We start from the raw sequence: 21,817 nt of genomic DNA, 5'->3' as shown, positions 1-21,817 counted from the left end.
CGATGGCACTTAAGAAGTACAACCCGACCAGCCCCGCCCGCCGCGGCCTGGTCCTCGTCGACAAGTCGTCGCTCTGGAAGGGCAAGCCCCTCAAGGCGCTGACCGAAGGCAAGAGCAAGACCGGCGGCCGCAACAACAAGGGTCATGTCACTTCGCGTGGCATCGCCGGTGGTCACAAGCAGAAGTACCGCTTCATCGACTTCAAGCGTCGTAAGTGGGACATGGAAGCGACCGTGGAGCGTATCGAATACGATCCCAACCGCACCGCTTTCATCGCGCTCGTGAAGTACACCGACGGTGAACTGACCTACATCATCGCGCCGCAGCGTCTCGCCGTTGGCGACGTCGTTGTCGCCGGCGAAAAGACCGACGTGAAGCCCGGCAACGCCATGCTTCTGTCGCAGATGCCGGTCGGCACGATCTGCCACAACGTCGAGATGAAGCCCGGCAAGGGCGGTCAGATCGCCCGTTCGGCAGGCACCTATGTGCAGGTCGTCGGTCGTGACCGCGGCATGGTCATCGTTCGTCTGAACTCGGGTGAGCAGCGCTACCTGCGTGGCGACTGCATGGGCACCGTTGGCGCCGTGTCGAACCCCGACAACGCCAACCAGACCCTCGCCAAGGCGGGTCGTGGTCGTTGGCTGGGCCGTCGCCCGCTGACCCGCGGTGTTGCCAAGAACCCGGTCGACCACCCGCACGGTGGTGGTGAAGGCCGTACCTCGGGCGGCCGTCACCCGGTCACTCCGTGGGGCAAGCCGACCAAGGGCGCTCGCACTCGCAACAACAAGCAGACGGACAAGATGATCATCCGTTCGCGCCACGCCAAGAAGAAGAGGTAAGACACGATGGCACGTTCCGTCTGGAAAGGCCCCTTCGTCGACCTGTACCTTCTCAAGAAGGCCGAGGTCGCGCAGGATGCCGGCAACCGCGCTGGTCCGATCAAGACCTGGTCGCGTCGCTCCACCATTCTCCCGCAGTTCGTTGGTCTGACCTTCTCGGTCTACAACGGTCACAAGTTCATCCCGGTTTCGGTGAACGAGGACATGGTCGGTCACAAGCTCGGTGAATTCGCGCCTACGCGCACGTTCCCCGGCCACGCCGCCGACAAGAAGGGCAAGCGCTAATGAGCAAGCAGGCAGCACCCCGCCGCGTTGGCGAGAAGGAAGCTCTTGCGGTCGGCACCACCATCCGTGGTTCCGCCCAGAAGCTCAATCTCGTCGCCGCCCTGATCCGTGGCCGCAAGGCTGAGGACGCGATGAACATCCTGACCTTCTCCAAGAAGGCGATGGCTCAGGACGCTCGCAAGATCCTCGCTTCGGCAATCGCGAACGCGGAGAACAACCACAACCTCGACGTCGACGCTCTGGTCGTCGCCGAGGCGTCGGTCGGCAAGTCGATCACCATGAAGCGCTTCCACGCTCGTGGTCGCGGCAAGTCCACCCGCATCCTCAAGCCGTTTTCGCGCCTGCGGATCGTCGTTCGCGAAGTCGAGGAGGCCTGATCCATGGGTCATAAGAGCAATCCGATCGGTCTGCGTCTGCAGATCAACCGTACCTGGGACAGCCGCTGGTTTGCGGAAGGCCGGGACTACGGCAAGCTGCTTGAGGAAGACCTCAAGATCCGCAAGTTCATCATCGACACCGTGCCCCAGGCTGCGGTTTCGAAGGTGGTCATCGAGCGTCCGGCCAAGCTGTGCCGCATCTCGATCTACGCAGCCCGTCCCGGTGTGATCATCGGCAAGAAGGGTGCGGACATCGAGAAGCTGCGCAAGCAGCTTGCGAAGATGACTTCGAGCGAAGTGAAGCTGAACATCGTCGAAATCCGCAAGCCGGAAATCGATTCGAAGCTCGTCGCTCAGGGCATTGCCGATCAGCTGATCCGCCGTGTTGCCTTCCGTCGTGCGATGAAGCGCGCCGTTCAGTCGGCCCTTCGTCTTGGCGCCGAAGGCATCAAGATCACCTGTGGTGGTCGTCTTGGCGGTGCGGAAATCGCGCGTACCGAATGGTACCGTGAAGGCCGCGTGCCGCTTCACACCCTGCGTGCCAACATCGACTATGCCGAAGCCGAGGCGCTGACCGCCTATGGCATCATCGGCATCAAGGTCTGGATCTTCAAGGGCGAAATCCTTGGCCACGACCCGATGGCGCAGGACCGCCTGATGATGGAGGCGCAGACCTCCGGCGTGCGTCCGGCACGCGATGACCGCAGGAACTAAGAGTCATGCTGCAACCGAAGAAGACCAAGTTCCGCAAGGCCTTCAAGGGCCGGATCAAGGGTGATGCCAAGGGTGGCACCGACCTGAACTTCGGCTCGTACGGCCTCAAGGCCCTCGAGCCGGAGCGGATCACCGCCCGCCAGATCGAAGCGGCTCGCCGCGCGATCACGCGTCACATCAAGCGCCAGGGTCGTCTCTGGATCCGCGTCTTCCCCGACGTGCCGGTTTCGAAGAAGCCTGCTGAAGTCCGTCAGGGTAAGGGCAAGGGTTCGGTCGAATACTGGGCGGCCCGCGTCAAGCCCGGCCGTATCCTGTTCGAACTGGACGGCGTCGCTGGCCCGCTCGCAGCCGAGGCTTTCAGCCGCGCTGCGATGAAGCTGCCGATCAAGACCAAGGTCGTGGCTCGCCTCGGCGACACCTCGCACCTTGGCGGCGAGTAAGGAAGTCGAATCATGGCAAACAAGATCGAAGACTTTCGTGCCAAGACCGACGATCAGCTGACTGCTGACCTCGCCGACTTGAAGCGCGAACAGTTCAACCTGCGGTTCCAGGCCGCGACCAGCCAGCTTGAAGCGCCCGCGCGTATCAAGCAGGTGCGTCGTGACATCGCCCGCATCAAGACGCTCCAGGCCGAGCGTTCGGCGCAGGCCTAAGGAGGAAACACGATGCCCAAGCGTATTCTGATCGGGACCGTCGTTTCCGACAAGACCGACAAGACCGTGACCGTACTGGTCGAGCGCAAGGTGAAGCACCCCCTCTATGGGAAGATCATCCGTCGCTCGAAGAAGTACCACGCTCACGACGAAGATAACGCCTTCAAGACCGGCGAACGCGTCCGGATCGAGGAGACGAAGCCCTTCTCGAAGACCAAGACCTGGAAGGTTCTTGACCGTCTTCAGGCGAGCAAGGGTACGGCACTCGAAGCCGAGGTCTAAGGACCTCGGCCTCAAGGCCGGACAAGAGTGTTGACCTTCGCGGGTGAATGCGGCAAATGGCCGCACTTCGCCCGTCGGGGCGACTCGGGCCCCTCGTGGGCCTGTCTTTTTAGGAACTGCCGGACTTGTTCCGGCAAGCCAGTTGAGAAGGACTCGGATCGATGATCCAGATGCAATCCAATCTCGACGTCGCGGACAACAGCGGCGCAAAGCGCGTCCAGTGCATCAAGGTACTGGGTGGCTCCAAGCGTCGTTTCGCAGGCGTCGGCGACATCATCGTGGTGTCGGTGAAGGAGGCGCAGCCCCGCGCTCGCGTCAAGAAGGGCGACGTTCACCGTGCGGTGATCGTGCGTACCCGTAAGGACGTCCGTCGTGCAGACGGTAGCGTTATCCGCTTCGACAGCAACGCGGCGGTGCTCATCAACAAGAACGAGGAGCCGATCGGCACTCGTATCTTTGGCCCCGTCGTTCGCGAGCTGCGCGGCAAGGGCTTCATGAAGATCATCTCGCTCGCTCCGGAGGTGCTGTAATGGCTGCTTCGAAGATCAAGAAGGGTGACGCCGTCGTCGTCCTGTCCGGCAAGGACAAGGGCCGCACCGGCACCGTGCTTCAGGTTCTCCCGAAGGACGGCAAGGTCGTGGTTGAAGGCGTGAACGTCGCAACCCGTCACCGCAAGCCGACCCAGCAGAACCCGCAGGGCGGCATCGAGCGCATTCCGGCCCCGATGGCTATCAGCAAGATTGCTGTTGCCGACAAGGACGGCAAGCCGACACGCGTTCGCTTCGAAACCAAGGACGGCAAGAAGGTCCGCGTGGCCGTGAAGTCCGGGGAGACCATCGATGGCTGAGAAGTATACTCCGCGTCTGCGCTCGAAGTACGACGCTGAAATCGCGAAGGCGATGACCGAGAAGTTCGGTTACAAGAACGTGATGGAAGTGCCGAAGATCGAGAAGATCACGCTCAACATGGGCGTCGGCGAGGCCAGCCAGGACAAGAAGAAGGTCCAGACTGCCGCTGCCGAGATGGAAGCCATCGCCGGTCAGAAGCCCGTCGTTACCAAGGCCCGCAAGTCGATCGCGCAGTTCAAGCTGCGTGAAGGCATGCCGATCGGCTGCAAGGTGACGCTGCGTCGTGAGCGCATGTACGAGTTTCTCGATCGTCTTGTCACCATCGCAATGCCCCGCATTCGCGACTTCCGTGGTCTGAACCCGAAGTCGTTCGACGGCCGCGGCAACTACGCGATGGGTCTCAAGGAGCAGATCATCTTCCCGGAGATCAGCTACGACAAGATCGAGAAGGTGCGTGGCATGGACATCATCGTCACCACCACCGCGAAGACCGACGAGGAAGCGCGCGAGCTGCTTCGTCTGTTCGGTTTCCCGTTCCCGGCTGAAGAGTCGGAACAGAAGGAAGCGGCGTGAGCCGCCGCTGAGGAAGAGAGCTTAAGTCCATGGCGAAACTGAGTTCCGTGAACAAGAACGAGCGCCGCAAGCAGCTCGTTAAGAAGTATGCAGGCAAGTACGCGCGCCTGAAGGCAGTGGCCGATGATGAATCGCTCGACGAAACCGAGCGCCTCATCGCCCGCCTGAAGCTGGCCGAGATCCCGCGCAACGGTAACCCCACCCGGGTTCGTAACCGTTGTGCGACCACCGGTCGTCCGCGCGGTTACTACCGCAAGTTCGGTCTGTGCCGCGTCGAGCTGCGCGATCTTGCCAACAAGGGCATGATCCCCGGCGTGACCAAGTCGAGCTGGTAAGGGTACGAAGCAATGGCTATGACCGATCCCCTGGGTGATATGCTCACCCGCATCCGCAACGGACAGCAGGCAAAGAAGGACACCGTCCTCTCGCCGGCTTCCAAGCTTCGTGCCCGTGTGCTCGAGGTGCTTCAGCGCGAAGGCTACATCCGTGGCTTCAGCGACGACGCAACCGGCGCACACCCGCAGCTTCGCATCGAGCTGAAGTACTTCGAAGGCGAGCCCGCCATCAAGCACATCGCTCGCGTCTCCAAGCCTGGCCGCCGCGTCTACTCGGGTTCGAAGGAACTCCCGGTCGTGCGCAACGGTCTCGGCATCACCATCGTCTCGACGCCCAAGGGCGTGCTCTCGGATGCCGAAGCACGTTCGCAGAACGTCGGCGGCGAAGTGCTGGCGGAGGTGTTCTAATGAGCCGCATCGGCAAGAAGCCGGTTGTGATCCCTGGCGGGGTCACTGCCGCCATCGATAACGGTGTCCTCACGGTGAAGGGGCCCAAGGGCGTTCTCACCATGGGTCTGTCCGACCTCGTGACCTACGCGGTCGAGGACGGTTCGATTGCCGTTCAGCCCGCCAACCAGACCAAGGCTGCCCGCAGCCACTGGGGCATGCAGCGCACCCTCGTCTCGAACCTGGTGGAAGGCGTTACCAACGGCTTCTCCAAGGTCCTCGAGATCAAGGGCGTCGGCTACCGTGCAGCAGCTCAGGGCAAGAACCTGAAGCTGCAGCTCGGCTACTCGCACGACGTTGACATCGCTGTGCCGGAAGGCATCGAGGTCAAGACCCCGGACAACACCACGGTCGAGATCTCTGGCGTCGACAAGCAGAAGGTCGGCCAACTCGCGGCCGAAATCCGTCGCTGGCGCAAGCCCGAGCCTTACAAGGGCAAGGGCATCAAGTACCGCGGCGAATTCATCTTCCGCAAGGAAGGGAAGAAGAAGTAATGGCCAAGCTTTCCCTTTTCGAGCGCCGTCGCCGGCGCGTCCGCACCGCCCTCAAGGCCCGTGCGGGTGGTCGTCCCCGTCTGTCGGTGCACCGCACCGGCCGTCACATCTATGCGCAGATCATCGACGACGCGCAGGGTCACACCGTGGCTGCAGCCAACACGCTTGGCGCCAAGGGCACCGATACGGATGCCGCAGTCCGCGTGGGCAAGGAACTCGCCGAGGCCGCCAAGAAGGCGGGCATCACCTCGGTTGTGTTCGATCGTGGCGGTTTCCTCTTCCATGGCCGCGTCAAGGCGCTGGCCGAAGCCGCCCGTGAAGGCGGGCTGGAGTTCTGATCATGGCTGACGAAAACATCAACGAAGCACCGATCGCGGCCGAGCACCCCCAGGGTGGCGACGCGCAGGAGACTCGTGAAGGTCGTGGCCGTGGCCGTGGCCGTGGCGAACGCGGTGAGCGTGGCGGCCGTGGCCGTCGCGACGACCGCCGTGGTGGCCGGAACGAGGAAGAGCAGGGCGAAGAGCTGATTGAAAAGCTCGTCCACATCAACCGCGTTTCGAAGACGGTCAAGGGCGGCAAGCGCTTCGGCTTCGCAGCGCTGGTCGTTGTGGGTGACGGCAAGGGCCGCGTAGGCTTTGGCCATGCCAAGGCTCGCGAAGTTCCCGAGGCAATCACGAAGGCCACCGCTTCTGCAAAGAAGAAGATGGTCCGCGTGGCGCTGAAGGAAGGCCGCACGCTTCACCATGACGGTCGGGGCCACTTCGGCGCCGGCAAGGTGAATGTGCGTTCGGCTCCGGCCGGTACCGGCATCATCGCCGGTGGCCCGATGCGCGCCGTGTTCGAGAGCCTCGGCGTCCACGACGTCGTGACCAAGTCGGTCGGTACCTCGAACCCGTACAACATGATCCGCGCTACCTTCGACGCGCTCGTCAACCAGACTTCGCCGAAGTCGGTTGCACAGCGTCGTGGCAAGAAGGTCGCTGACCTGCTTGGTCGCGGTGGTGCCACCGAGGCAGAGGCTGAAGCCGCTGCCGAAGCCATCGTGGAGTAAGTCTCATGGCGAAGATCAAGATCAAGCAGATCGGTTCGCCGATCCGTCGCCCCGAGAGCCAGAAGAAGATCCTCATCGGTCTTGGCCTCGGCAAGATGCACAAGGTCGTCGAGCGCGAAGACACCCCGGAAGTCCGTGGTGCGATCGCAAAGCTGCCGCACATGGTTGCGGTGGTCGACTGATCGACCTGCCTCAGGCACGATATTCGGAAAGGCCTCGGTGGAAACACCGGGGCCTTTCTGGTTTTGGCGAAGGGCAGGGCGCTGTGAGGCCATTCACAGGGCGAGGCTTGACGCGCTCGCGCGAAATCTGTGTGTGGCTGCGTGTCCGGCTCCCCAATCGGCCATGACTTGTGCTAAGCGCGGCGGGATTTGGATTTCCCCGGGGGATACATTGCTTCGCAGGACCATCGCGGCCTCATCCTTGTGCCTGGCCGCTCTCGCCGTTTCCGGATGCGAGGGCAGCGAACCGAGCGACAACGGCGAAACCTATGTGCAGGAAAGCCCGGCTGCCGAACCGGCCTGTAACGATCCGCTCGCGGATCCGGCGACGCTCGAGCGTGACCGGCTCGCAGATAAGGCGTTGAAGGCGTTGCTAGCGACTGGACAGGCCGATCCCGTTGCAGAAGCGCACAAGGCGGCCGCGTCCGGGGATTTTCGTCTTGTCGCTGCGGTCACGCTGGACGGCATCGACACGACTGAGTTTGGGGCCCAATGCGTGCTTCGCGGCGGTCTTTCGCCCCGCATGGCGCGCGTCGTGACTTATTTCGGCGATGATGCGCTGCCCACGCCGGCTCCCATCCCGATCGCCACGGGCACCGAGGGTGCCGGCGAAGAGGGCGAGGATCCCCTTGGAGATTTCGCACGTACCTTCAACGAGACGCTAATCGCCGATGATGCCTATCCCTATCGTGACGTCTGCCGCGTGGTTCCGGCGGTTGAGGGCGAAGGCAAGTCGGACCAGGCCGTCAAAGACTCCAAGCCGGTAAAGGCCGACAAGAAGGGCGCAAGTGCAAAGCCCGCGGATGCCGCAGCTTCGGGCAAGACGGCGGAGAGGAAGGTCGTGAAGCGTAACGGGCGCGACTATGGCTATGCGAACCTCGGGCCCTTGTCGGAAAGCCCGACACTGGCCGACGCTGCTCGCCGGGGGAATGTCGCTGTGCTTCGCAAGCTGCTGGAGGCGCCCACTGCTGATGCAACCGGCGACGCGCTGGACGGACTGACGACGATCGATTCGCCCGATCTCTTCGGCATGACTCCGCTCGCCTGGGCCATCGCCTATCGCCGCGAGGCGGCCGCGCGATTCCTGCTGTCGCAGCATGCCAGTCCGTCGGGTGCCCAGTGCCAGGCCCTGGTCGACCGCGATTCGCCGATGCAGATCGCGCGGGCGCTGTCCTGGACTGCCTTGGTTCTTCGGATGAAGTCGCTGGTAACGGAGCAGGAATATAACGCGCTTGCGGAAGAGCCGGCGCTTCCGGACGGCAACAAGGCGGCCTTCAACGCCGAACTGGCCAAGCTGGGCGACACTTACGGTACCGTGTTCAACAAGGACACGATGACGCGGCACGAGTTGAAGTTTGCCATCGATTCCAAGGGCAAGATCAAATCTTGCAGTTTTGAGCCAAAAACCGTTTCGACGGCGTTCGACGCCGACATTTGCCGGCTCGGCCGGGAGCAACTGCATTGGAAGCCCGCACGCAACGCCGAAGGGCGAACGATGCCGGGCGATGCGAAGCTGGTGATTCGCATGCGGGGCAGCTGAAGCCGCGACATCGCGGATTCAGGGGTGACAAGGCCGGCCGGTTCGCCTATGGGGCCGCCTTCCCATTAGCGCGACCAAAAGCGAAAGCGAGTGCAGATTATGAAGTTGAACGAAATCCGCGACAACGATGGCGCCCGTCATCGTCGTATCCGCGTCGGCCGTGGCATCGGTTCGGGCAAGGGCAAGACTGCTGGCCGCGGCCAGAAGGGTGCCAAGGCGCGTTCGGGCGTCTCGATCAACGGCTTTGAAGGCGGCCAGATGCCGCTTCACATGCGTCTTCCGAAGCGCGGCTTCAGCAACAAGAAGTTCGCCAAGGACTACGCTGAAGTGAACCTCGGCATGATCCAGAAGGCGATCGAAGCCGGCAAGCTCGACATCTCGGGCGTCGTCGACCACGCTGTTCTCCAGGCCGCCGGCCTGGCCCGTGGCGGCAAGGACGGCGTGCGCCTCCTCGCCAAGGGTGAACTGACCGAGAAGGTCGAGTTCAACGTTGCCGGTGCTTCGAAGAGCGCTGTTGCCGCAGTCGAGAAGGCTGGTGGTTCGGTGATCCTTCCTGCCAAGGAAGCCGCTGAGGCCTGAGGCATCGCAACCGCGATATGCTCATAAAGGGAGGGCGGGCGCCATGCGCTTCGCCCTCTCTTCATTCCAACGGGTGCCTTGACTTGGATCGGCCTTAGAACATGGCGGATTCGATGGGGCGCGGGGCGACAGGGCTTCCAGACCCGGTACGAATGTCTATATGAGCGGACCAGAACCGGTGTTCGACAAGCCTTCTTGCAGTCGCTAAGGCTGGACCCGAACCGACTATCGAGGCTTTACAAAACGTCATGGCTTCACGCGCCGACAATATCGCCAGCACTCTGAGCCTGGCCAATTTCTCGAAGGCGACCGAGCTCAAGAACCGCATCTGGTTCACGATCGGCGCCCTGATCGTTTTCCGCTTCCTGAGCTTCGTTCCGCTGCCCGGCGTCAATCCGCTGATTCTCTCGCAGCTTTACAGCAAGACCCAGGGCGGCATTCTCGACCTCTTCAACACTTTCTCGGGCGGTTCGCTTTCGCGAATGAGCCTGATCGCGCTCGGCGTGATGCCTTACATCACCAGCTCGATCGTGGTGCAGTTGGCTGCTTCGCTTCACCCGGCGCTGGTAGCGCTGAAGAAGGAAGGCGAAGCCGGGCGCAAGAAACTGAACCAGTACACCCGCTATGGCGCCGTGCTGCTCTGCGCCATCCAGGGCTGGTTCCTGGCCGTCAGCCTCGAGGCTTACGGCGCGTCGAGCGGCCTGCAGGCCGTCGTCGATCCGGGCCTTCTGTTCCGCGTCGGCGCCGTCATCTCGCTGGTCGGCGGCACCATGTTCCTGCTGTGGCTGGGTGAACAGATCACTTCGCGCGGTATCGGTAACGGCGTTTCGCTGATCATCATGGCCGGTATCGTCGCACAGATGCCGACTTTCGCGAGCAACGTAGGGCAGGCCTACAGCGCCGGTGACACGGGCTCGTTCCTGATCATCGCGCTGATCGTGCTGATCGTGGCGATGATCCTGATGATCTGCTTCGCAGAACGCGCACAGCGCCGCCTGCTGATCCAGTATCCCAAGCGCGCCACGCAGCGCGGCATGATGCAGGCGGATCGCAGCCATCTCCCGCTGAAGATCAATACCGCGGGCGTCATCCCGCCGATCTTCGCAAGTTCGCTGCTGCTGCTGCCGCTCACCATCACCCAGTTCGCGGGCAAGTCGCTGAACCCCGAATCGACCTGGGGCAAGATCGTCGTCGCGCTCAACCAGTACCTGGGCCACGGCAAGCCGCTCTACATGCTGCTTTACGCATCGGGCATCATCTTCTTCTCGTTCTTCTACACCGCCGTCGTCTTCAATCCCGAGGAAACGGCCGAGAACCTGAAAAAGAACGGTGGCTTCATTCCCGGCATCCGTCCGGGCAAGAACACCGCGAACTATCTCGATTATGTGCTGACGCGCGTGACCGTGATCGGCGCGATCTACCTGACCATCGTCTGCACCGTTCCCGAGTATTTCCTCTCGATGACCGGTCTGCCGTTGCTGTTCATGGGTGGGACCAGCCTGCTGATCGTCGTCAACGTCACCGTCGACACGATTACTCAGATTCAGTCGCACCTGCTGGCGCACCAGTACGGCGATCTGATCAAGAAGGCGAAACTGAAGGGCCGTATGCGCTGATAGCGCATTCAGGGACAGATGAGGGGTAAGGCGTGAATATCATCCTGTTGGGCCCGCCGGGGGCGGGCAAGGGCACCCAGGCGCAGCGTCTGGTCGAACGGCATGGCATGCGCCAGCTCTCGACTGGCGACATGCTGCGCGCCGCCGTAAAGGCGGGCACGCCCACGGGACTTGAAGCCAAGGCCGTAATGGAACGCGGCGAGCTGGTTTCGGACGCCATCGTTTCGGCGCTGATCGGCGACGAACTGGACGCGATGGGCGCCGATACCGGCGCGATCTTCGACGGCTATCCGCGTACTGCCGCGCAGGCGGAATCGCTCGACGCGATTCTTTCCGCTCGTGGCCGCAAGCTCGATCATGTGGTCGAGCTTGAGGTCGACGAAGAGGCACTGGTCGAGCGGATCACCGGGCGCTTTACTTGCGCGACTTGCGGCAAGGGCTATCACGACACGTTCGAGCGGCCCAAGGTTGACTGCGTCTGCGACAAGTGCGGAGGGACGGAATTCAAGCGTCGCCCGGACGACAATGCAGAAACCGTGCGCACCCGCCTGGCCGAGTACCGCGCCAAGACAGCGCCGATCCTGCCTATCTATGAGGCGCGCGGCATCGTGGCCAAGGTGGATGGCATGGCGGACATGGATCATGTTACCGCTGCCATTGAGGGCGCGCTGAGGACCTGATCCAGGGGTTGCATCGCCCCCTCGACCTACAAGAGCTGATCCGACGACAGCCCCGATCCTTTGCCGGTGCGAGCCGCAGAGGGTCGGGGCTTCGTCTTTCCGGCCGAGGGACAGTATGGAAAAGGCGGCCTGTCGGCGACCGGCCCTTCTATGCCGGCGCATCCGCCTGGAACCCGGTCGTTTCTTTGACTATCGCCCTTGGATGCGATACACAGATCGCGAAGTCACTCTCCCCGCTCCGACATGCGACAGGGATCGAGCGGCAGCAGGTTCGCGGGCGTTGACAGCCCTTGCGAATCGTTCTATGCGCGCCCTTCACTCAAAAGGTTTCGGCAAGTCCGGGTGGCGATGGCACCAAGTGTGCCGCCGACCGGGCGCTGTTGTCATTTCACCTTTCGGGTGAGTAAGCGTTGAGATAGGGGTCGTCCCTAGGGCGCTCCCTGTGGAGCATGGAGATTTAAGTGGCTCGTATTGCCGGGGTAAACATCCCCACCAACAAGCGCGTGATCATCGCGCTCACCTACATCCATGGTATCGGTCGTACCAAGGCTCTCGAGATCGCCGACAAGCTCGGCATCGATCACAGCCGTCGCGTACAGGACCTGTCGGACGCCGAAGTCCTGCAGATCCGCGAAACGATCGACGCCGACCTCACGGTCGAGGGTGATCTTCGTCGCGAAACCGCGATGAACATCAAGCGCCTGATGGATCTCGCCTGCTACCGTGGCCTGCGTCACCGCAAGGGTCTGCCGGTTCGTGGCCAGCGCACGCATACCAATGCGCGCACCCGCAAGGGCAAGGCCAAGCCGATCGCCGGCAAGAAGAAGTAAGCTGATTGGGTCGAGCAATCGACCCAACCGGTTTCCCCCAGCGATTTTTCGACAGGATACACGAACATGGCACGCGAACCTCAGCGCGTTAAGCGCCGCGAGCGCAAGAACATCACCAGCGGCATTGCGCATGTGAATGCCAGCTTCAACAACACCATGGTGACCATCACCGACGCCCAGGGCAACGCGATTTCGTGGTCCTCGGCCGGCATGATGGGCTTCAAGGGCAGCCGCAAGTCGACCCCGTACGCTGCACAGGTTGCTGCTGACGATGCCGGCAAGAAGGCCGCCGAGCACGGCGTCCGCACCCTCGAAGTCGAAGTCAAGGGTCCGGGTTCGGGCCGTGAGAGCGCCCTGCGCGCCCTCCAGGCGGTCGGCTTCACCATTACCTCGATCCGCGATGTGACGCCGATCCCGCACAACGGTGTGCGTCCTTCCAAGCGTCGCCGCGTCTGATCGAGCTAATCCGGACGGCGAACCGGTCGCTGTCCGGCTTCGGAACGTCCCGAGCCTTTCCACCAGGCTTCGGGGCGTAACCGCCATCACTCCCAGGGGAAGTCCATGACTGTCAACATCAAGAACTGGCAGGAACTCAAGAAGCCGAACAGCCTTGAGATCAAGCCGGGACCCGACCCCAAGCTGAAGGCGACTTTCGTCGCCGAACCTCTCGAGCGCGGTTTTGGCCTGACGCTCGGCAACGCGCTGCGTCGCGTGCTGCTCTCCTCGCTGCAGGGCGCCGCGATTACCTCGATCAAGATCGAGAACGTGCTGCACGAATTCTCGTCGCTTGCCGGTGTGCGCGAGGACGTCACGGACATCGTCCTGAACGTCAAGCAGATCGCTCTCAAGATGCAGGGCGAAGGCCCGAAGCGTCTTCAGCTCTCGGCCACTGGCCCGGGTGAAGTGAAGGCGGGCGACATCGCCGTTTCGGGCGATATCGAGGTCATGAACAAGGACCTCGTGATCTGCCACCTCGACGAGGGTGCGGTCCTGAACATGGAACTCACCGCCGACACCGGCAAGGGCTACGTCCCCGCCGTGTCGAACCGTCCTGTCGACGCGCCGATCGGTCTTATCCCGGTCGACTCGCTCTACTCGCCGGTCCGTCAGGTCAGCTACAAGGTCGACAATGCCCGTATCGGTCAGGAACTCGACTACGACAAGCTGAGCCTTGCGGTCGAAACCGACGGCACCGTCACCCCTGAAGATGCCGTGGCTTATGCCGCGCGCATTCTCCAGGACCAGCTGGCACTGTTCGTCCACTTCGAGGACATCGCTCCGGTTGGCCAGTCGCCGATGATCGGCATGGCTGCTGGCGGCGCTGCTGCTTCGGAAGAGAGCGACACCAACCAGCTCAACCGTTACCTTCTCAAGAAGGTCGACGAACTGGAGCTGTCGGTGCGTTCGGCCAACTGCCTCAAGAACGACAACATCATCTACATCGGCGATCTGGTCCAGAAGACCGAAGCCGAGATGCTGCGCACGCCGAACTTCGGCCGCAAGTCGCTCAACGAGATCAAGGAAGTTCTTTCCTCGATGGGTCTGCGCCTCGGCATGGACATCCCAGGCTGGCCGCCTGAGAACATCGAAGAAATGGCCAAGAAGCTCGAGCAGGAACTGCTCGGCTGATCGGTCTTTCCGATATGCAAAGAAGAAGGGCTTCGCAGCGATGCGGAGCCCTTCTTCTTTTAATGAGGGCGGAATTCCGCCCTTCGCGCTTGACTCTTTAAGTCAGATCGTCTTGAGGGCAGCGCTTCACGATACGTGAGCCGGTTTTGGGCGGTGGCCGCACCACATCGCCCGGCAGGCAGTACCTGAGACGGCTGCCTGACGAACGGAGAAGAAATCATGCGTCACAAAATGGGCGGCCGCAAGCTGCAGCGCAAGTCCGGCCACCGTACTGCGCTGCTGCGCAACATGGCCGCCGCGCTCATCAAGCACGAGCAGATCAAGACCACCACGCCCAAGGCGAAGGAACTGCGTCCCTACATCGAGAAGCTGATCACGCTGGCGAAGCATGGCGGCCTTTCGAACCGTCGTCTCGCGCACGCGCGCCTTCTCGACGAAACGCAGGAAGCCAAGCTCTTCGAAGTGCTCGCAGAGCGCTACAAGAACCGTGAAGGCGGTTACACCCGCATCATCAAGGCCGGCATCCGCGCATCGGACGCCGCTCCGATCGCGATCATCGAACTGGTTGATCGCGACGTGGAAGCCAAGGGCCAGGATTCGGGTCCGGTTGCTGCTGAAACCGAAGAATACGCAGAAGCCTGATAGCTTCTGAAGGCCCGCTTTCCACAAGGAGGCGGACCAGACATTGCAAGAGCGGTCGCGAGTGCTAGGCTCGCGGCCGCTTTTTGTTTTTTGAAATCAGGGGAATGGAATGCCTTGGAAGGGCGGGCTCGGCGGGGCTCATATTGCGACGGCTTGTGCCATGACTTTCAGCCTGCTGCTTGCAGCCATGCCGGTTTCGGCGCACACGGTGGCCACGATGAACTATCCAGAAACGCGCCGAGACGATGTGGTCGAAACCCTGTTCGGGGAAAAGATCGCGGATCCCTATCGATGGCTGGAGGCGGACGTCCGCCACGACGCCAAAGTGGCCGACTGGGTGGATCGCGAATCGCACTACACCGAGAATTACCTGGAGACTCTGCCGCAGCGAGCGTGGTTCAAGCAGCGCATCAGTGCGCTCATGAACTTCGAGCGCTTCGGGCTGCCGACGAAGGCTGGCACCCGGTATTTCTATACGCGCAACACCGGCTTGCAGAACCAGTCGCAGCTTTTCGTGCGCGACGGCCTGCACGGCAAGGCGCGGCTTCTGCTCGATCCCAATGCCTGGGCCAAGGATGGCGCGACCGCGCTGGACGCCTGGGAGCCGTCGCAGCAGGGCCGCTATCTGCTGTACAGCGTACAGGACGGTGGCAGCGACTGGCGCATTCTCCATGTGATGGACACCGCCAGCGGCAAAGTCCTTGAAGATGAGCTGCGCTGGGTGAAATTCAGCGCGCTGGCTTGGATCGGGGAGGAAGGCTTCCTCTATTCCCGTTTCCCCGCACCGGAGGATAACGGGGCATTCCAGAGCCGAAACTACAACCAGGGCGTCTACTACCACCGTCTGGGCACGCCCCAGGCCGCGGACGAGCTTGTCTACTCCACACCCGAGCATCCTGACTACGGCCATACCGCCGAGGTTACGCAGGATGGCCGCCTGGCGGTCATCACGTCGCACATCGGCACGGATTCCCGCTACGACGTGCGGGTGGTCGATCTTTCTAAGCGCGGCAAGACCGGATGGCACGCTCGCTCGATCGTCACCGGCTTCAAGGATGACTGGCGGCTTGTGGAAGGGGCCGGGCAGAAGCTCTGGTTCGTGACCAACGAAAGTGCTCCGCGCTACCGCCTTGTCAGCATCGATCTGGCCGCGAGCGATCCTGTGTTCACGCAAGTCGTGGCCGAACGTGAGGATATCCTCGAAAAGGCCGGTATCGTCGGCCGCCAGCTGGTTCTCAACTATATGCGCGATGCCGCCAGCCATGCGGAGATCGTCGGGTTGGACGGCAAGCCGGGCAGGGCGCTTGCTCTCAACGGCATCGGCACCGCTTCCGGCTTCCGAGGTAAACCGGGCGATCCAGAGACGTTCTACTCGTTCACCAGCTTCAACCGTCCCGCGTCGATCTTCCGCATGAATCTCGATACCGGCGCTTCTGAGCCCTTCGCGGAACCGGCGATGGACTTCGATCCCGCGCAAATCGCGGTCGAGCAGCGGTTCTACGTCTCGAAGGATGGCACGCGTGTGCCGATGTTCCTGGTACGCCGCAAGGACGTAGCGCAGGCAGGCAAGCCGGTACCGACGCTGCTCTACGGCTATGGCGGGTTTGATATTTCGCTGACGCCGGGCTTCTCGGCAAGCCGTATGGCCTGGGTGCAGGCCGGCGGCGCCTTCGCGATGGCGAATTTGCGCGGTGGCGGCGAGTACGGACGCGCCTGGCATGATGCCGGGCGCCGGGCCAACAAGCAGAACGTGTTCGACGATTTCATCGCTGCGGGAGAGTACCTCAAGGCAGAGGGCATCGCCGCCAAGGATGGATTGGCGATTCAGGGCGGATCGAACGGCGGCCTATTGGTCGGTGCGGTACTGAACCAGCGGCCCGACCTGTTTGCTGCCGGCGTGCCGCAAGTCGGGGTGATGGATATGCTTCGCTTCGACCGGTTCACGGCCGGGCGCTATTGGGTCGACGATTACGGCTATACTGACCGTGAGGCGGACTTCCGCGTGCTGCGCGCGTATTCGCCGTACCACAATATCAAGGCGGGCACGGATTATCCTGCCATTCTGGTCACCACGGCCGATACGGATGATCGCGTGGTGCCGGGGCATTCCTTCAAATATGCGGCGGCCCTCCAGGCGGCGCCGCTGGGCGACAAGCCGCACCTCATTCGTATCGAGACGCGCGCTGGGCACGGTTCGGGCAAGCCTACGGACAAGGTGATCGAGGAGAGTGCGGATGTGCTGTCTTTCGTGGCGCAGTGGACCGGGCTGTCGGTTCCGAAGTGAGGTCCCGCGCCAAGCGGGCATGAGAGTGGGTTGCGTTCGGCGCTGAAAGCCGGACTATGGCATGGTTCGCGGGCCGCTTGGGCGGCCGACCGCAAGGGAGCGACGAACCATGCCGAACCTTTTCGGGACATTGTCTCGCTGCGCACTTCTTGCAGGAGCCGTGATGGCGGCTCCGGTACTGGCTCAGACCGATCGCTTCGCGGCGGATCCCAGGCTGGACAACAAGCCCGATGCTTATGGCGTCAGTTCGCGGCAGGCGGCCCACAAGTGCGTGGCCGCCGCCGAGGACGCGGCGAAGACAGCGAAATTCACCGGTGTCGACGTCATCGGGCTCAAGAGCGTCGAGCGAAAGCCGGAAGGTTATGAGATCGAAGGGTGGGTCCGCGTAGGCGGGGGCGGACCGGCCTGGCGCGACAATGCTCCTGCGCGCGGCTCATTCGAATGCGAGATCGTTCGCGGAAGGATCGTGGATCTGGACTTCGACGACGTTCCCGGACTTTAGCGGTCCGGACGCGGCCTTGCCTGCCGCTCAGTCCGCCCCCTCGTGCGCAGGGAGGCCGAGCGACCAATGTATCGCGGCGCCGCGCAGGGCAAAGCCGGCGCTTGCGGCGATAGCCCAGGTGAGCACGGGCGCAAAGCCCAGGGCCAGTCCGGTCGCCGCGACGGCTGCTGCAAGTGCACCTGCCGTCACATAAAGCTCCGGCCGCATCAGGATCGAAGGCTGTCCCGCCACGACGTCGCGCACGATCCCGCCGACGCAGCCGGTGACGACGCCCATCACCATGGCCGGCACCGGCGGTACGCCCCAGGCCATGGCCTTGATCGTGCCGAATCCGGAATAGACCGCCAGGCCCATCGCGTCTGCCCACTCCAGCAAGCGACCCTGCCACCACCGCACTGGTGTGAACCAGGCAAGGATCGCCACGGCGAGGCACACCGGGACCACGAAAGGATCGCGCACCCAGAAGACCGGCGCGCCGATCAGAAGGTCGCGCAAGGTGCCCCCGCCGACGCCGGTCATCAGCGCGAAAAATGCGACCGTGACGAAAGTCTGCCGCATCTGCGCCGCGGAAAGCGCTCCGGTCAGCGCGAAAACCGCGATGCCCAGAATGTCGAAAGCAGCAGGCAAGGCAGGGGCATCGGGCGGAATGATCGTCGGCATCGCCGGTTCATAGCCGTGCCTCTGGAAAAACGGGAGCGAAAGCTGTTGCCGGTCGGGTCCCGCTATCGTTTGACCGCTTCCGAATTTGTGATACACAAAGGATCATAAGAATCGGGAGATCAAGTCCGTGTCCAGTCCAGCACTTCATCCGGCGCCCTCGGCCTACGAGACGGCCGACTGGTACACCGATGTCTCGCTGGTCGACGATCCGCACGCCTATTTCGACTTTCTCCGCGCGAAGGGGGCGGTCGTGCGCCTGCCCTATCGCAATGCCGTCGCCGTGACGGGCTACGAGGAGACCATTCAGGTCATGCTCGATACCGAGCACTTTTCCTCGATCAACGCGGTGACGGGCCCGGTGGCCTCGCTCCCGTTCGAGCCGACTGGAGACGACATTTCCGCCGAGCTGGAGTCCCATCGCGGGCAGATCGCTTTCGGCGACCAGATCGTAACCGAGGGCGGGGCGCGCCATGCCGACTTGCGTTCGATCATTGCCCGACTCTTCACGCCCAGCCGCCTGAAGGAACTTCAGCCCAAGCTGCTGGCGACGGCGGAAGGGCTGATCGACGAGTTCGCTGCCGACGGCCATGTGGACCTCGTTCGCCAATATGGCGGTCCTTACGGCGCTCTGGTGATTTCCGACTTGCTGGGGCTGTCGGAGCGGACGCGGAACAAGTTCCGCGTCCTGCTGGAGGGTGCGATTCCAGTGCCCATGGACGCCAGCGAAGAGGAGATGTTGAAGAACCCGCTCGTGGGCGTGGGGAAGGACCTGTTCAAGCTGATCGCCCAGCGGCGCATGTCGGCCCACCCGCTGATGCGACCCTTGCGCAGCTTGCTGGCTCACGAGGACATTCTCAACGAACTGGCCCAAGCGAGCTATCCCGATGGCAGGAAGCCTTCGCTGGTCGATCTTACCAGCCTGGCCGCGTTTCTGTTCGGGGCCGGGCAGGATACGACGAATCGCCTGCTGGCCAATGCCTTCCGCATCATCGCGACCAGGCCGGACATCCAGCAACAGCTGCGGGACGATCCCGGCCGCATCCCCGCTTTTGTCGAGGAAGTGCTGCGCTTCGATGGCTCGGTGAAGAGTGGCGGACGGATATGCCAGAAGACGACCACGCTCGGCGGTGTCGAGATCAAGGCCGGGACGGCGATCCTCCTCTCGCACATGGCCGCCAACCGAGATCCCACGCGCTTCGCCCAGCCCGATCGGTTCGACATGGACCGTCCCAGGATCAAGGAGCACCTGGCTTTTGGGCGCGGCGCCCATACCTGTATCGGGGCCCCGCTCGCCCGCCGGGAGGTCGTGACCAGTATCGAGCGGTTGCTGGCCCGCATGGGCAACATTCGCCTGGCTCCCGTCCATCAGCGGCCCGACGGCGGTTTGAGCTTCAACTACGAGCCGACCTATATCCTGCGTGCGCTCGCCAGCCTTCATCTGGAGTTCGATCCGATCGAGGGGGATTAAGCGGGGAGGGGGAATTCCAACCCGCACCGGTCTGTCCTATCACACGGGCATGACCCAGTCCGAGACCAGTGAAGCCGAAGCCGCCAACGAATTGATGCGCCTGGCGCGCCAGATCAGCCGTGCCAACCGGCTCTATCATGCCGAGGACGCGCCCGAAATCTCGGACGCGGAGTACGACGCGCTGGTTCGCCGCAATGCCGAACTCGAAGCGGCGTTCCCGCATCTCGCGCGTCCGGACAGTCCGAGCAACAAGGTCGGTCACGAAGTGGCTGCCTCGCCGCTCTCGAAAGTAACGCACGAGGTTCGCATGATGAGCCTCGACAATGCCTTTACCGACGAGGAAGTGGCCGACTTCGTCGGCCGCGTGCGTCGGTTCCTGTCGCTGCCCGCCGAGGAGCCGGTGCTGCTGACGGCGGAAGACAAGATCGACGGCCTGTCCTGCTCGCTGCGCTACGAGCACGGCAAGCTGGTGCGCGCAGCGACGCGCGGCGATGGACAAGTGGGCGAGGATGTGACCCCCAATGTCGCGCATATCGCGGATATCGTGCAGGAACTGCGGGGCGACGACGTGCCGGAGGTCTTTGAAGTTCGCGGCGAAGTCTACATGGAGAAGGCGGCTTTCCGGGCGCTCAACGAGACGCTGATGTCCGAGGCCCGCGCTTTGGCGGAAACGAAGAGCGAAGCCTTTGACGAGAGCAAGGTCCGCCAGTTCGCCAATCCGCGCAATGCCGCTGCCGGCTCGCTTCGACAGAAGGATGCCGGTGTCACTGCCAAGCGGCCCTTGCGATTCTGGGCCCATGGCTGGGGGGCGGCGAGTCACGTTCCCGGCGCCAGCCAGCACGAGGTTATCCGCAAGATCGAATCCTGGGGCCTGCCGGTCTCGCCGCAATTCCGCCTCTGCCATTCGGTGGCGGAGATGTTGACGGCCTATCGCGCTATTCGTGACGGCCGCGCGGCCTTGCCGTTCGAGATCGACGGCGTGGTCTACAAGGTCGACCGGCTCGACTGGCAGCAGCGCCTCGGCTTCGTGGCCAAGGCGCCGCGCTGGGGATTGGCGCACAAGTTCCCGGCCGAGCGAGCCGAGACACTGCTGGAATCGATTGATATCCAGGTCGGTCGCACCGGCAAGCTCACCCCGGTCGGCCGCCTAAAGCCGGTGTTGGTTGGCGGGGTCACCGTAACCAACGTGACCTTGCACAACCGAGACGAGATTGCCCGGCTCGGCGTTCGCCCCGGCGACCGTATCGTGTTGCAGCGTGCCGGCGACGTCATTCCCCAGGTGGTCGACAACGCGACTCGCGATGAGGAACGCCCTGCGTTCCGGTTCCCCGATCACTGCCCGCAGTGCGGCAGCGAAGCGGTGGCCGAAGAGGGCGAAGTCGATGTGCGCTGCACGGGCGGGCTCATCTGCCCGGCCCAGCGGACGGAGCGCCTCAAGCATTTCGTCAGCCGCGGGGCGCTCGACATCGAGGGTCTGGGCGAAAAGACGATCGATGAGTTCTTCGCCAGAGGCTGGCTGGAAAGCCCGGCCGATATCTTCCGCCTGCGCAAGCGCCGCGCGGATATTCTCGCGCTCGACGGGTGGAAGGACAAGTCTGTGGACAACCTGTTGGCGGCTGTGGAAAGCAAGCGTCGCCCCGATGCAGCGCGGCTCCTTTTCGGCCTGGGTATACGCCATATCGGCGCCGTGACGGCGCGCGACCTGATGAAGCGGTTCGAGACCCTGCCGGACCTTCGGATCGTTGCCGAGGCGATCCAGGTGCGGGACGGGGAGGCGGCGGCGGCCGCCGGGAGCGACGCCTATTCGGAACTGGTCTCGATCGACGGCATCGGCCCTGCCGTCGTCGAAGCGCTGGGAGACTTCTTCCACGAGGAGCATAACCGCGCGGTCTGGGAGGACTTGCTCTCGGAAGTTTCTCCGCCGCCTTATGTGGTCGAGACGGTGAACAGCGAAGTGGCCGGCAAGACGGTGGTTTTCACCGGCAAGCTGGAAACCATGAGCCGTGATGAGGCCAAGTCCCAGGCCGAACGGCTCGGGGCCAAGGCCGCTGGCTCGATTTCCGCCAAGACCGACCTGCTGGTGGCAGGGCCGGGGGCCGGTTCGAAGCTGAAGAAGGCCGCGGACCTGGGCATCCAGGTGATCGACGAAGCCGAATGGGCGCGGATCGTACAGGCGGCCGGCTAGCTCATGAATCGCCGCGGACCGGGGCGCAAACCGGGCAGAATCGAAAAGGGGAACCGGTGGACAGATGCCGCCGGTTCCCCTTT

29 protein-coding genes are annotated in these 21,817 nt (G+C 63.0%); 28 read left to right on the top strand and 1 reads right to left on the bottom strand.

The window, feature by feature from the left end:
- The first annotated feature begins 2 nt into the window (after positions 1-2).
- The 26 genes from rplB to AC1VV3_RS06005 all read left to right on the top strand — a co-directional run bounded on the left by rplB (position 3) and on the right by AC1VV3_RS06005 (position 17,421).
- Complete coding sequence (gene rplB, locus AC1VV3_RS06130) at positions 3-839, top strand: 50S ribosomal protein L2 (protein ID WP_132263819.1); 837 nt, start codon at positions 3-5, stop codon at positions 837-839.
- Between the two features lie 6 nt (positions 840-845).
- Positions 846-1,124, top strand: coding sequence for a 30S ribosomal protein S19 (rpsS, locus tag AC1VV3_RS06125; RefSeq protein ID WP_054440312.1), 279 nt, complete (start codon positions 846-848; stop codon positions 1,122-1,124).
- Entirely contained in the window at positions 1,124-1,501 is a 378-nt protein-coding gene (rplV, locus tag AC1VV3_RS06120; protein ID WP_132263817.1) for a 50S ribosomal protein L22, read from the top strand. The genes rpsS and rplV overlap by 1 nt, the downstream gene beginning before the upstream one ends.
- Positions 1,502-1,504: 3 nt before the next feature.
- Positions 1,505-2,215, top strand: a complete 711-nt coding sequence (rpsC, locus tag AC1VV3_RS06115; protein ID WP_132263815.1) for a 30S ribosomal protein S3 — start codon at positions 1,505-1,507, stop codon at positions 2,213-2,215.
- A gap of 5 nt (positions 2,216-2,220) precedes the next feature.
- Positions 2,221-2,655, top strand: a complete 435-nt coding sequence (rplP, locus tag AC1VV3_RS06110) for a 50S ribosomal protein L16 (RefSeq protein WP_021233439.1) — start codon at positions 2,221-2,223, stop codon at positions 2,653-2,655.
- Between the two features lie 12 nt (positions 2,656-2,667).
- The gene (gene rpmC, locus AC1VV3_RS06105; RefSeq protein WP_132263813.1) at positions 2,668-2,868 is read left to right on the top strand and encodes a 50S ribosomal protein L29; all 201 of its coding nucleotides are present in this window, start codon (positions 2,668-2,670) and stop codon (positions 2,866-2,868) included.
- A 12-nt stretch (positions 2,869-2,880) separates the two neighbouring features.
- Complete coding sequence (gene rpsQ, locus AC1VV3_RS06100; protein ID WP_021233437.1) at positions 2,881-3,150, top strand: 30S ribosomal protein S17; 270 nt, start codon at positions 2,881-2,883, stop codon at positions 3,148-3,150.
- 161 nt (positions 3,151-3,311) lie between these two features.
- A complete protein-coding gene (rplN, locus tag AC1VV3_RS06095; RefSeq protein WP_054440322.1) occupies positions 3,312-3,680 on the top strand; it encodes a 50S ribosomal protein L14 in 369 nt (122 codons plus the stop codon).
- Positions 3,680-3,997 carry a 50S ribosomal protein L24 gene (gene rplX, locus AC1VV3_RS06090; protein WP_054440323.1) on the top strand — a complete coding sequence of 106 codons (318 nt, stop codon included), beginning with the start codon at positions 3,680-3,682 and terminating at the stop codon, positions 3,995-3,997. Before rplN ends, rplX begins: the two co-directional genes overlap by 1 nt.
- Positions 3,990-4,571, top strand: a complete 582-nt coding sequence (gene rplE, locus AC1VV3_RS06085; RefSeq protein ID WP_021233434.1) for a 50S ribosomal protein L5 — start codon at positions 3,990-3,992, stop codon at positions 4,569-4,571. The genes rplX and rplE overlap by 8 nt, the downstream gene beginning before the upstream one ends.
- Before the next feature lie 29 nt (positions 4,572-4,600).
- The gene (gene rpsN / locus AC1VV3_RS06080) at positions 4,601-4,906 is read left to right on the top strand and encodes a 30S ribosomal protein S14 (RefSeq protein WP_132263811.1); all 306 of its coding nucleotides are present in this window, start codon (positions 4,601-4,603) and stop codon (positions 4,904-4,906) included.
- 12 nt (positions 4,907-4,918) lie between these two features.
- Positions 4,919-5,314 (top strand): 30S ribosomal protein S8, encoded by a 396-nt coding sequence (rpsH, locus tag AC1VV3_RS06075; protein ID WP_132263809.1) that lies wholly within the window; start codon positions 4,919-4,921, stop codon positions 5,312-5,314.
- Entirely contained in the window at positions 5,314-5,847 is a 534-nt protein-coding gene (rplF, locus tag AC1VV3_RS06070; protein ID WP_132263808.1) for a 50S ribosomal protein L6, read from the top strand. The genes rpsH and rplF overlap by 1 nt, the downstream gene beginning before the upstream one ends.
- On the top strand, positions 5,847-6,185 hold the full coding sequence (gene rplR / locus AC1VV3_RS06065; protein ID WP_086490045.1) for a 50S ribosomal protein L18: 339 nt from the start codon (positions 5,847-5,849) through the stop codon (positions 6,183-6,185). Before rplF ends, rplR begins: the two co-directional genes overlap by 1 nt.
- 2 nt (positions 6,186-6,187) lie before the next feature.
- Entirely contained in the window at positions 6,188-6,898 is a 711-nt protein-coding gene (rpsE, locus tag AC1VV3_RS06060) for a 30S ribosomal protein S5 (protein WP_132263806.1), read from the top strand.
- A 5-nt stretch (positions 6,899-6,903) separates the two neighbouring features.
- Positions 6,904-7,080 (top strand): 50S ribosomal protein L30, encoded by a 177-nt coding sequence (rpmD, locus tag AC1VV3_RS06055; protein ID WP_132263804.1) that lies wholly within the window; start codon positions 6,904-6,906, stop codon positions 7,078-7,080.
- A 37-nt stretch (positions 7,081-7,117) separates the two neighbouring features.
- Positions 7,118-8,659 carry a hypothetical protein gene (locus AC1VV3_RS06050; RefSeq protein ID WP_482962037.1) on the top strand — a complete coding sequence of 514 codons (1,542 nt, stop codon included), beginning with the start codon at positions 7,118-7,120 and terminating at the stop codon, positions 8,657-8,659.
- 99 nt (positions 8,660-8,758) lie between these two features.
- Entirely contained in the window at positions 8,759-9,238 is a 480-nt protein-coding gene (rplO, locus tag AC1VV3_RS06045) for a 50S ribosomal protein L15 (protein WP_314464550.1), read from the top strand.
- Between the two features lie 248 nt (positions 9,239-9,486).
- The gene (gene secY, locus AC1VV3_RS06040) at positions 9,487-10,854 is read left to right on the top strand and encodes a preprotein translocase subunit SecY (protein ID WP_132263799.1); all 1,368 of its coding nucleotides are present in this window, start codon (positions 9,487-9,489) and stop codon (positions 10,852-10,854) included.
- 32 nt (positions 10,855-10,886) lie between these two features.
- Positions 10,887-11,534, top strand: a complete 648-nt coding sequence (locus AC1VV3_RS06035; protein ID WP_431566685.1) for an adenylate kinase — start codon at positions 10,887-10,889, stop codon at positions 11,532-11,534.
- Between the two features lie 461 nt (positions 11,535-11,995).
- Positions 11,996-12,364, top strand: coding sequence for a 30S ribosomal protein S13 (gene rpsM / locus AC1VV3_RS06030; RefSeq protein ID WP_132263796.1), 369 nt, complete (start codon positions 11,996-11,998; stop codon positions 12,362-12,364).
- A gap of 66 nt (positions 12,365-12,430) precedes the next feature.
- The gene (gene rpsK / locus AC1VV3_RS06025) at positions 12,431-12,820 is read left to right on the top strand and encodes a 30S ribosomal protein S11 (RefSeq protein ID WP_132263794.1); all 390 of its coding nucleotides are present in this window, start codon (positions 12,431-12,433) and stop codon (positions 12,818-12,820) included.
- Between the two features lie 105 nt (positions 12,821-12,925).
- Positions 12,926-13,993, top strand: coding sequence for a DNA-directed RNA polymerase subunit alpha (locus AC1VV3_RS06020; protein ID WP_134095333.1), 1,068 nt, complete (start codon positions 12,926-12,928; stop codon positions 13,991-13,993).
- A gap of 219 nt (positions 13,994-14,212) precedes the next feature.
- Positions 14,213-14,635, top strand: a complete 423-nt coding sequence (gene rplQ / locus AC1VV3_RS06015; RefSeq protein ID WP_132263790.1) for a 50S ribosomal protein L17 — start codon at positions 14,213-14,215, stop codon at positions 14,633-14,635.
- Positions 14,636-14,795: 160 nt separating this feature from the next.
- The gene (locus AC1VV3_RS06010) at positions 14,796-16,919 is read left to right on the top strand and encodes a prolyl oligopeptidase family serine peptidase (RefSeq protein ID WP_482962036.1); all 2,124 of its coding nucleotides are present in this window, start codon (positions 14,796-14,798) and stop codon (positions 16,917-16,919) included.
- A gap of 163 nt (positions 16,920-17,082) precedes the next feature.
- Positions 17,083-17,421, top strand: coding sequence for a hypothetical protein (locus tag AC1VV3_RS06005; RefSeq protein ID WP_431566687.1), 339 nt, complete (start codon positions 17,083-17,085; stop codon positions 17,419-17,421).
- A gap of 27 nt (positions 17,422-17,448) precedes the next feature.
- Here the strand turns inward: AC1VV3_RS06005 and AC1VV3_RS06000 are convergent, their stop codons facing one another.
- Positions 17,449-18,081 carry a trimeric intracellular cation channel family protein gene (locus AC1VV3_RS06000; RefSeq protein ID WP_132263785.1) on the bottom strand — a complete coding sequence of 211 codons (633 nt, stop codon included), beginning with the start codon at positions 18,079-18,081 and terminating at the stop codon, positions 17,449-17,451.
- A 127-nt stretch (positions 18,082-18,208) separates the two neighbouring features.
- On the opposite strand from AC1VV3_RS06000, the gene AC1VV3_RS05995 reads away from it, so the two are divergent.
- Entirely contained in the window at positions 18,209-19,549 is a 1,341-nt protein-coding gene (locus tag AC1VV3_RS05995; protein WP_482962035.1) for a cytochrome P450, read from the top strand.
- 49 nt (positions 19,550-19,598) lie between these two features.
- Positions 19,599-21,734, top strand: coding sequence for an NAD-dependent DNA ligase LigA (ligA, locus tag AC1VV3_RS05990; protein ID WP_431566689.1), 2,136 nt, complete (start codon positions 19,599-19,601; stop codon positions 21,732-21,734).
- Positions 21,735-21,817: the final 83 nt, after the last annotated feature.

This window comes from Novosphingobium sp. BL-S-34 (genome assembly GCF_056857015.1).
This window is presented reverse-complemented; position numbering and strand designations above follow the sequence as displayed.